This window comes from Paenibacillus puerhi (genome assembly GCF_009846885.1).
Classification (GTDB): domain Bacteria; phylum Bacillota; class Bacilli; order Paenibacillales; family NBRC-103111; genus Paenibacillus_G; species Paenibacillus_G puerhi.
Genome location: NZ_WUWM01000034.1, coordinates 53,512 through 63,430, shown reverse-complemented (window position 1 = coordinate 63,430; position 9,919 = coordinate 53,512). Strand labels below are relative to the sequence as shown.

The 9,919-nt window shown below is 50.4% G+C and carries 10 protein-coding genes and 1 rRNA gene; 2 read left to right on the top strand and 9 right to left on the bottom strand.

Annotation, left to right across the window (positions count from 1 at the left end; all coding sequences use genetic code 11):
* From GSF01_RS24500 to GSF01_RS24490, 3 genes are all read right to left on the bottom strand, one after another.
* Positions 1 to 125, bottom strand: a 16S ribosomal RNA gene (locus tag GSF01_RS24500); the annotation flags it as partial.
* Between the two features lie 340 nt (positions 126 to 465).
* Complete coding sequence (locus tag GSF01_RS24495) at positions 466 to 693, bottom strand: hypothetical protein (RefSeq protein ID WP_159887897.1); 228 nt, start codon at positions 691 to 693, stop codon at positions 466 to 468.
* Positions 694 to 885: 192 nt separating this feature from the next.
* Positions 886 to 1,497, bottom strand: coding sequence for a stage II sporulation protein M (locus tag GSF01_RS24490; RefSeq protein ID WP_159887896.1), 612 nt, complete (start codon positions 1,495 to 1,497; stop codon positions 886 to 888).
* Between the two features lie 103 nt (positions 1,498 to 1,600).
* On the opposite strand from GSF01_RS24490, the gene pdaB reads away from it, so the two are divergent.
* The gene (gene pdaB / locus GSF01_RS24485) at positions 1,601 to 2,371 is read left to right on the top strand and encodes a polysaccharide deacetylase family sporulation protein PdaB (RefSeq protein WP_159887895.1); all 771 of its coding nucleotides are present in this window, start codon (positions 1,601 to 1,603) and stop codon (positions 2,369 to 2,371) included.
* A gap of 21 nt (positions 2,372 to 2,392) precedes the next feature.
* On the opposite strand, the gene GSF01_RS24480 is transcribed toward pdaB, so the two are convergent.
* Positions 2,393 to 2,992, bottom strand: coding sequence for a KinB-signaling pathway activation protein (locus GSF01_RS24480; protein WP_159887894.1), 600 nt, complete (start codon positions 2,990 to 2,992; stop codon positions 2,393 to 2,395).
* Between the two features lie 140 nt (positions 2,993 to 3,132).
* Here GSF01_RS24480 and gerD point away from each other — a divergent pair, with 140 nt between their 5' ends.
* Positions 3,133 to 3,816: a spore germination lipoprotein GerD gene (gene gerD / locus GSF01_RS24475; protein ID WP_159887893.1), complete on the top strand. Its 684-nt coding sequence runs from the start codon at positions 3,133 to 3,135 to the stop codon at positions 3,814 to 3,816.
* Between the two features lie 30 nt (positions 3,817 to 3,846).
* On the opposite strand, the gene GSF01_RS24470 is transcribed toward gerD, so the two are convergent.
* From GSF01_RS24470 to GSF01_RS24450, 5 genes are all read right to left on the bottom strand, one after another.
* A complete protein-coding gene (locus GSF01_RS24470) occupies positions 3,847 to 4,980 on the bottom strand; it encodes an Mrp/NBP35 family ATP-binding protein (RefSeq protein ID WP_159887892.1) in 1,134 nt (377 codons plus the stop codon).
* A gap of 66 nt (positions 4,981 to 5,046) precedes the next feature.
* Positions 5,047 to 5,805, bottom strand: coding sequence for an N-acetylmuramoyl-L-alanine amidase CwlD (cwlD, locus tag GSF01_RS24465; RefSeq protein WP_159887891.1), 759 nt, complete (start codon positions 5,803 to 5,805; stop codon positions 5,047 to 5,049).
* Between the two features lie 73 nt (positions 5,806 to 5,878).
* Positions 5,879 to 7,054: a sulfate adenylyltransferase gene (gene sat, locus GSF01_RS24460; protein WP_159887890.1), complete on the bottom strand. Its 1,176-nt coding sequence runs from the start codon at positions 7,052 to 7,054 to the stop codon at positions 5,879 to 5,881.
* A gap of 54 nt (positions 7,055 to 7,108) precedes the next feature.
* Positions 7,109 to 7,801, bottom strand: coding sequence for a phosphoadenylyl-sulfate reductase (locus tag GSF01_RS24455; RefSeq protein WP_159887889.1), 693 nt, complete (start codon positions 7,799 to 7,801; stop codon positions 7,109 to 7,111).
* 309 nt (positions 7,802 to 8,110) lie between these two features.
* Positions 8,111 to 9,772, bottom strand: a complete 1,662-nt coding sequence (locus GSF01_RS24450; protein ID WP_159887888.1) for a X2-like carbohydrate binding domain-containing protein — start codon at positions 9,770 to 9,772, stop codon at positions 8,111 to 8,113.
* Between the last annotated feature and the right edge of the window lie 147 nt (positions 9,773 to 9,919).

Genomic DNA, 9,919 nt, shown 5'->3' with positions numbered 1-9,919 from the left:
GGTTGCCTACGTGTTACTCACCCGTCCGCCGCTAACCTATCCCCGAAGGAATAAGTCCGCTCGACTTGCATGTATTAGGCACGCCGCCAGCGTTCGTCCTGAGCCAGGATCAAACTCTCCATTAAGGTAGTCTTTTCGGTCCGAAGGCCGAAATGACTACAAGGTTTGTTCGACTTGCTCAAAAGTTACTGCTAGCGAGAATTTTCATTCTCTATATAACACTCACTCGTTGTTCAGTTTTCAAAGGGCAATTTTCTTGCAACAAAGTTAAATTTATTCAATCAAATCACTTTGTCATTTCGTGTCACCTTGTTTAGCGGCGACTTTTATAATATATCACATCGGCCTAGTAAGATGCAAGCATTATTTTTCAACAGCTGATTTTACCAAAGCCGTTTATCCTGCCTGTTCAGCAAGGACGAGTTATAAATTATCATACTCTTGGCTGTGAAGTCAAGCAGTTTGTTATAAGTTTTTGTGAGACATCCGATTTCTGGCGTATCTGGAGATTTCCTTCGGTGAAGCAAGCCTTGCATACATACGAAAGATGACTCTATAGCGGGATTCGATGGCGGTTTTTATATCGGAGTCGATCCTTTGATCGTTCAGGTCAAATAGCATTTCATCCAATTCCTTGCGCAGCACATAGTCGAGCTCCCTGCATTCCCGTTCATTAAACAAAAATCCTAGCATGTGTAGAGTCCGGCTCCTTCCGCGATTCCAATATCAAGGGACAACAAAAAAAGTATGCATGAAGCAAGCACCGCCTCTGTTTCAGGTGAGTCGGCGCCTGTTCCATGCACACTTTCGAACGCCATAGCCCCTTACTCGCTTTACTGTTATGCACAGTTATTGGCATTTTTATGAGCGGATAAACCGATTTTTTTAATTCTGAACGATCCAGAAGGTAACGGTGCTCTCAATGATAGCGGCGATAAATAAAACGAGGACGAGCAGCAGACAAAGCGGAACCAAGGAGCGTGCATATACTTTCAATTGCTGCACGACAATCTTAGACCTCGTCGGGCTCGGCAGAGAAATCAGCCACTTGCTAACCAGCACGCCCAAGCGCAAGCTTAACGCGCAAGCCACTACAATAGCCGGCAGCTCCAGTATGCCATGCGGCGCAATTCCCTTTACTACGTCGAACACCGAATGCTGATTTGCGCCATCAGCCCCCACGTAGCCTAGTAAAATCCCATTGGAAACGAGCAAAAACAACGGAGGGATTCCAAAGAAAAGTCCCGATAGAATGACTTGAAGCGACACCTTGGTGTTATTCAGAAAAATAACCCAAAATAATGACCATTGCATATTAGGCTCATTGCCGACTTCCTGCTTCAATTTATTCAAGGCTTCCATCTGAAGATCTATCATCCAGCGATAGCGTTCAGGCTCGCTTGCTCCCAAAAATATAGCAACCGCAAAAACTAACGCCGCGGCAATAATATAATGCTTGATAAGCCGAAGCTGGTCCCAAGCGTCCTTTAACTTCATTCGATCACCCTCCATATCGGCATAAGTTAGTGGTACGAGCATACATTTACTAGTAAGAATGTAAACAAGCCTTTCGAACGTGACGGGCAAAGGAGGCTATCCAGTGAATTTTTTTTATGTCATGAACGGAAAAAAATTGAAACAAGCCTTAATTATTTGTGTAGCGCTTGTGTTCGCAGCGGGGATCATCTACTCGGAGCGAGGGAATGTCACGGTATTTTCTCAAAATGAACCCGTAGCCGTTTATAATGTCCCTACCGAGAGAAAGGTGATAGCTCTCACGTTCGATATTAGCTGGGGCGACACACGCGCAGAGCCTATATTGAAAATATTGGAAGATAAAGGGGTAAAAAGCGCGACATTCTTCTTATCCTCCCCTTGGACCCAAAGCCATCCCGAAATCGTTAAGCGTATCGTGAAGAGCGGCTGGGAAGTTGGCAGTCATGGCCACAAGCATATCAATTACAGCAGTCTGAACGATGACGAAATCCGTACACAGATCAGAACCGCTCATGACATCATAAGTGAAACCGCAGGAAGCGCGCCTAGCTTGATCCGGCTGCCCAATGGAGATTTTGACAAGCGAGTACTCCGGATCGCAAACGAACTGAACTATTCGGTCATCCAATGGGATACCGATTCGCTGGATTGGAAAAACCCCGGCGTGGAGCATATCGTAAACCGGGTCGTCAGCAAGGCCCATCCCGGCGACATCGTGCTGCTGCATGCCAGCGATTCCTGCAAGCAAACTCACGAAGCGTTACCTCTTATTATCGATAAGCTTCGAAGCCAAGGTTATGAATTTCTCAGCGTAAGCCAGTTGATGAAACAGGCACACGTCGATAATAAGCCGCCGGTGGAGGATCACACATAGGCCGCCGCCATCCCAGAGCCGTTAGATCGGCTCTTTTCCTGTGCCCAGCACCTTTTGCAAAATTAATATTTGCCATGCATTGCAAGCCAGCAGCGGCACCATCATAAATACGGTAGAAGCGGCTTTATCAAGCCTGATGGAGGGAAGGGCTTCTAACGAAGTGACGGCGATCATGAAAAACAAGGTAGGAATCCATGCCGATTTATTCGTCCATTTGACCTTGAGCCAAGCAACCAGGCATCCTACCAGGATGATAGCTAGAGGAAGCACCAGGTAAGGCAGGAAAGCAGGCGTTCCTTCCGCACCGGTATACCGAAGATAAACCAGGTCGAATAGAACGATTACGACCGCGATCATTTGCAGGTAGTCCCATACCCATTTCTTCGGGATCATCCCTATAAAAATGTAACGCACGATCAGATAAGCAAAAAAGCCCATCTGGCTTAGCACACTAATCGTAGCTCCTCCGAGCAATGAGGTCACCAGATTAAAGCCGACTGCTTTGCCGGTACGGACGGCTTCTATATCCGTCAACTGCATCGTCAACCCGGTCAGCATACCGATCACAGCGCCTATCACAAGTGTAGTCCAAAATAAGTAAAACCATTTTCTAAGTGTCACTGCGCGTTACCCTCCATTAACAAGTCGTATCAACAGTTAATTGTACCAACGTTCACAATAAAATGCTAACGACTTTTTGTGTTAATTCATTCAGGCCAGGCCAATACTAAGCTCGAAACCAATGAAAGGAGCCTGAACGGATGAGAACGCAAAAACGCCGATTCCTCATACCCGCCATTCTGATCGCCGGTCTGTTATCGGCCTGCGGCTCGGATACTCAAGCTTCAAGCAACGGGAACAGTTATAAAGACATGAAATCGATGGTTCTGGATATTCTCAAAACCGAGGACGGACGAACAGCCATCCAGGAAGCTACGATTCAGCAAAACAGTAAGCTTCAGCTTCTTTCGGCCGGCGATACTCAACAGCTTCAGCTGGCTGTGAAGGATGTCCTTGTCGATACCGACAAGAATAAATTTTTGCAGAAAATGATTACCGACCCCAAATTCGCGGGGCAATTCGCAAAAGCCATAGAGAAGGATACCAAAAAGCTTCAGAAGGATCTAATGAAGGATCCTGAATATCAGAAGCAGCTGCTGGAAGCGATGAAAAGCCCGGATTTCGAGGGAATGCTGCTGGATACTATGAAAACCACGCCATACCGGACGCAAGTTAAAGCCGTCATCCAGGAATCGCTCCAAAGCCCTCTGTTCCGGCTGGAATTGATGGAGCTGATGAAAAAGGTACTGCAAGAGGAGTCTATGCCTAAGCAAAAAGGCCAAGGGGGCCAAGGACAAGGCGGCGGGCAGGGCGGCGAAGGTGGCGGCGGTGGTGGCGGTGGTGGCGGTGGAGGAAGCGGCGGCAGCGGTTCCGGTGGAGGGTAGGTTCTATACTTATAAGTCAAAAAGGATCGGCTATTGAGCCGATCCTTTTGAGAGTTGCGCCGCGATTCGCTCTGCGACCTCCAGATAGATCTTTCCCGTATCGGATTCCGCCTTATAGACGGAAGGAGAGTAGTCCGGCTCTGCCACATGATTGTCCGGTACGCCAAGAGGAATCTGCGCGAGCAAGGGCGCGCCCAGCTCTTCGGCCAGCTTGGCTCCGCCTCCGCGGCCGAATATGTAATCTTTTTGTCCGCATGCGCTGCAAGCATAATAAGACATGTTCTCAACGATACCAAGAATCTGATGATCGGTGTGAAGAGCCATGGCTCCCGCCCGTGCTGCGACGAAAGCAGCGGTTGCATGTGGAGTCGTCACGATGATCTCCTTGCTTTGCGGGATCATTTGATGGACATCCAACGCGACGTCTCCCGTACCCGGAGGCAAATCAAGCAGCAAATAATCGAGCTCCCCCCACTCGACTTCATTGAAAAAGTTGCGCAGCATTTTGCCGAGCATCGGTCCTCGCCATATAACAGGCGTATTTTCTTCCACGAAAAATCCCATCGAGATCACTTTTACGCCAAATCGTTCGACAGGAATAATCCGATTGTCCACGAGTTGCGGACGTTCCTCGATCCCCATCATATCCGGAACGCTGAATCCATAGATGTCCGCATCGACGAGTCCGACCTTCTTACCGAGCCTGGCCAGCGCTACAGCCAGATTAACGGTTACCGTTGATTTGCCGACCCCTCCCTTTCCGCTTGCGATAGCAAGAAAGGATACCCCTGACTGAGGATCCAGCAAGCTCTGCGACGCGCCTGCTGCCTGCTGCGCAGGCTGCGTTCCAGCCTCTGGCGCTGACGGCTCAGGAATTTCGCCAGCCGCCTGCCGCTTCCGTTCGGCTTCTCCGCGCTCGTAGTCCGACAACTCGCGAAAGCGCACGTGCACACTGGAGGCACCTTGCTGCTCGAACCGTTTCGTTATCAGTTGCTGAAGGTTTGTCTTATAAGACTCTTCCTCCGAAGATAGCAGCACCGTCACGGAGACTTGTGCTTCCTTAATCATCATATCACGGATAAAATTCAATTCGACAAGCCCGAGACCGAATACAGGATCTTTAATCTCGCTTAGCGAAGCCAATAATTGTTCTCTCGTCAGCACCTTGTCACCTCAGACGTTCTTCAATATGAGTTGTTGCCTGCTTTCTACTGGTAGTATACCACATTTTCATCGGCTACCCACCTTTTCCCCCGAATAGTAGCGCAGGATCCCTTGATAGATCGCAGTGGCCACTTTCTTTTGGTAAGCCGGATCGCTAAGCAGCTGTGCTTCAGTCGGATTAGACAGAAATCCCACTTCTACGAGAGCGCTAGGAATAGTCATCGCCTTCAATAAATAAATGTCTTTATCGGCTTGCTTAGCTGCCCGCTCTGTATTTTTGAGATTGCTTTTGATCTCCTCTTGGATCAGAGTAGCCAATGTCTGATTGCCGGTATGGGTCGGATAATAAAAGGTTTGCGCACCCGACCACTTGGCCGACGGAATGGCGTTCATATGCACACTTACCAGGATGTCCGCCTTCTGCCGAGCTACAAACTCCGCTCTCTTGAGCAGATCCTCGGTCTTCCGCTTACTGTATCCCTTGGTGGACGGGTCCGCCAAGTCCCGGTCATCCTCCCGTGTCATAATCACAAGCGCTCCCGCTTGCTGCAGGTAGTCTCTGACATATAAGCTGATCGCGAGATTGACATGCTTCTCCACCAATCCGTCCTTACTGCTGGCCCCTCCGTCCGGTCCGCCGTGCCCCGGGTCAAGGGCAATAACCTTCCCCGAGAGAGGCATCGTCCAGTAGGTCCATGTTCTAGTGGTAGGCAGCTCGTAGGTAAACATAAATACCACAAGCGCCACCAGCAGCGCCGACATGATGATCTTCAGCCAGCTGTGCATGGTGAGCCAAACCACGACCCTCTTCCTTCTTCCGAACATGAAAAATCCACCTCGCATCCACATAGACTCCTTATCATCTATATGGGACGAGGTGGCGCTTTATACCTTATGGTTATACCTGATACTCAGGCTCCTTCATGCCCTCGATCAGCACTTCCGCCACTTCCGGACGGGTAAACTGCGGCGGCGGGCACTGCCCGTCACGCAGCAGAGCGCGGACCTTCGTACCCGACAGGTGCATATGATCCGTAGCCGGGTGCGGGCATGTTTTGCTGGAAGCCATATTGCCGCACTTTGTGCAGAAGAAGCTGTGTTCGAAGAACAACGGCGTGATGCCCAGTTCTTCCGCAGTAAAGTTGCTAAAAATCTCCTGTGCTTCATACGTGCCGTAGTAGTCGCCTACACCGGCGTGGTCGCGGCCGACGATAAAATGCGAGCACCCATAGTTTTTGCGTACCATCGCATGAAAAATCGCCTCACGCGGCCCTGCATAGCGCATCGCTGCCGGGAAAACCCCAAGAAACACACGATCTGCAGGATAGTAGTTTTTAAGCAGGACCAAGTAGCTCTTCATCCGGACATCGGCGGAAATATCGTCAGATTTGGTTTCGCCGACCAGCGGATTCAGGAACAAGGCATCCACAATCTCCATTGCGCTTTTTTGAATGTATTCGTGAGCCCGGTGAACAGGATTGCGGGTTTGGAAGCCGACCACCGTTCTCCAGCCTTTTTCTGCAAAAATACGACGGGTTTCCGCAGGATCAAAGTAAAAATCCTCGAATTTCTCCGGCTTCGGCCGATTCAACACTTGGATTGGGCCGCCAATATACGTGGATGGCTTCGTGAACAGCTTCTGAACGCCGGGATGGGCCAACTCGTCGGTCTTAAACACCTGAACGGCTTCATGGTTCTGATCGACCTTATACACGCTTTCCACTTTAATGATGCCGTAAACTATTCCATCATGCTCGCCGACAAGAGCGACCTCCTGCCCAAGATCCAGTGCAGCGGCTTCTTCTTCCTGTACCCCCAGGGTAATCGGGATGCTCCAAACCGTGCCGTCGGCAAGACGCATGCGTTCAACGACCGAACGGTAATCCTCTTCCACCATAAACCCGCTTAGCGGCGAAAACGCGCCTACGCCGATCAAGTCCAAGTCTGAAATCGCCCATGTGTTAATACGGAGCTGGCGAAGACCGGCTGCGCGATTCAGCAGCTGCTCTCTTTCGCCTCCCTCTACCACGCGGTTAATCAATGTACCTCCATGAGGCTGTATCGGTGCACTCATCTTCTTATTCATCCTCCCAAGCTGGCTGTAGCCTTTTCCTTAATCTATTCGATCTTACTTGTGTAGTCCGCACTCCGTCTTCTCGAATCCAGCCCAACGTCCTGCACGCGGGTCTTCCCCTGCTGCTACCGGGCGTGTGCAATGCTCGCATCCGATACTCGGGAAGTTACGGTCATGCAGAGGGTTGTAGATGATATTATTAGCGCGGATATAGTTCCAGACGTCTTCCGACGTCCAGTCGGCAAGCGGATTGAACTTGACCAAGCCAAATTTCACATCGTACTCCACTTTCTTCGCATTGGCGCGTGTTGGCGCTTGATCGCGGCGAATACCTGTAATCCACGCATCGTAGTTGCTCAGAATATCCGTCAGCGGGTCCACCTTGCGGATGTTGCAGCACTGGGTCGGATTGGATTTCCAAAGCTCTTCGCCATGCGCGGCTGCCTGTTCCTCAAGCGTCAGCTTGGGAAGGACATGGACGAACTCCAAGCCATAGTGCTGCTGAAGACGGTCGCGTGTCTCATAGGTTTCTTGAAAATGTACGTTTGTGTCCAAGTAGAAAATGTCTGACTTAGGGCTTACCTTCTGGAGCATGTCGACAAGAACAACGTCTTCAGCCCCGAAACTACAGGCAAGCGTAATATTAGGGAATCTTTCTACCGCCCAGGCTAAAAGTTCCTGCGGGGTTTTGCTTTCAAATTCTTCAGCAGCTTGAGTTATCAATGCCTCTTTTTCGAATAAATTCATAATTTACGATGCCTCCCAAATTAATTTCCGAGTATTATCATAAGATTTATATCCATTGATAATAATTATAATTGATACGGACTTTTTGTCAATTTAAATTTATGAAGGTTGATTCCCTATTTTATTAGGTTTTGGCCTATCTGGTGATACATTTTAATAAAACTTAGGGAGACTAGGTTTCATACCGCAGAGATGAATCGAAAGAGGCCACCCCGTGCCTTGATCGGCTCCAGGGTGACCTGTAAAGTGGCATTTTATCTCCTATTTATACGATCTAAGCGTGGAACTTACCGATGACGATGCCGGTATCTACGAAACGATCGCCGGTGTAATGGCTATTTCATTCGAAGGAGCATCGGCTACGGGAGTCCCTCTCAGACTTACCCTATCGCCGTAGACGTCCTGCAAGACGGGGGCTTCAGATGCCGGTGCTTGCGGCGTTGCATAGACTTCATTGGAAGCTGCGCTGTCCCCCCCTGGATTCATTGCTTTGACCATGAAATAATAGGTCTGGCCGTTGGTCAATCCGGTAAATACATAGCTGTATACCGACTCGCTTACCGTATCAGCCTCGGCCCCATAGGTACCTGCCGCTGTACTTACAAACAGCTTATAGCCGGTAGCGTCGGTTACGGGACTCCAACGAATGGTAACCTTCGCGTCATCCGCCTCAGCTGGTTGCAGAGTCGGCGCTGCTGGAATAGCTTTTGCCGAATTGCTGACCGTCAATGTCAACGTCGGATCGGCGCCAACATTCATATCGAAAGTGAACTGGTGTACCCCATCGGTCAAAGCCGCTAAAAGCTCTTTCTTAAACGTGACAATGTTCCCTGTTATCTCATAATTCGTTGGTTCCATGCTTACCCCGTCAAGCAGGATGTCGTTAAGCATGTTGCCGTTCCAGCCGACGGTCACAGCCAGCCCCTCTTCCAATCCTGAAGACGTCTGGTCCGCGTTGTTGCTGAAGCTTGCGGTTGCCGGACTGATCGAGCTATCCGCAGGCTTGATCAGTTCCTCGGTCAGCGTAAGCTCCCGGAAGCTTATAATCTGACCGCTGCCATCTACCTCATATACGCCCACGTAGTTGTTCGTTATCGGGTCCACCCCAACCAAGTCCGTGCCGGACGTGTAAGGGTCAATCACTCCTTCTCCCACCGGCACTCCATCCCCTACTGCAGGCGGGACGATGCTGCTGGACGAAACCACGAGCACTAGATGGTTCCCAATACCTGGGGTTGCCGTCAATGCGGTCGTGCCCACTGCCGCGCCCGGCACTGCTGTAACCGGAAGATCCGCAGGCGCTAGCTTGGCTACCGAATTCATCTCCTCGATACTCAGTTGCGGAAGGCTGTCTTCTTGCTCGCCTTCACCGTCTTCATACTCGGTCGTGCTCGGGCTCTCCCCTGAAACATTCAAGGCTAGAGCAGCCCCCGACGTAAAAGTAAGCGGATTCATCTCATTCATCGCCGCACCCATCGGAAGCAAGTCAGCTTCGATCTGCATTGGTTGGCCGCCTGCGACCATCTGCCCTGCCCTTTGGCTCAAAACGCTAGCATCGGCGCTACTGCTTGTTACCCCCACCCTTCGGTCATCTTCATAGCGTAGACGGTCCAAGCGTACGAAACCTTTCGCATGTCCGGCCTCCTCCTCCGCTGCCAAGAGGCCACTCCCTCCCCCGTCCGCCTCTAGAATCATAGGGGCTGCTTCATCTGTTGCATACTCTTCGCTACCGTTTGCATAGCCGTCAAGATGATTAGTTAATCCGGTATATTGCCTAGTCCAGATTTCCCCGTCCTCTACAAAATGTTCTCCCCCGTAGACAAGGCTTTTTCCTGCGACTTCTGCGCCCTTATTGCGATCGCGTCCCTGATCTTCCATAAACGACGGGTCTGCGGATCTGGGAATCGCCGCTAGGATGAGTACCACAGCCAGCCCTATGGGGATCAATTGCCTATACATTGTCAGCCTCACTCACCTTCCTCTTATTCTCAGAACACAAAGATTAGCTCGTCATGGACGCCGCTTGCGGCTTTTTCCTTCAGTTAGCCGCTTCAGCCGAGATTTTCTCTTTTATATTGACTTAACCCGAGGAAGGGCCGAGCAATCAGGTAATGACAA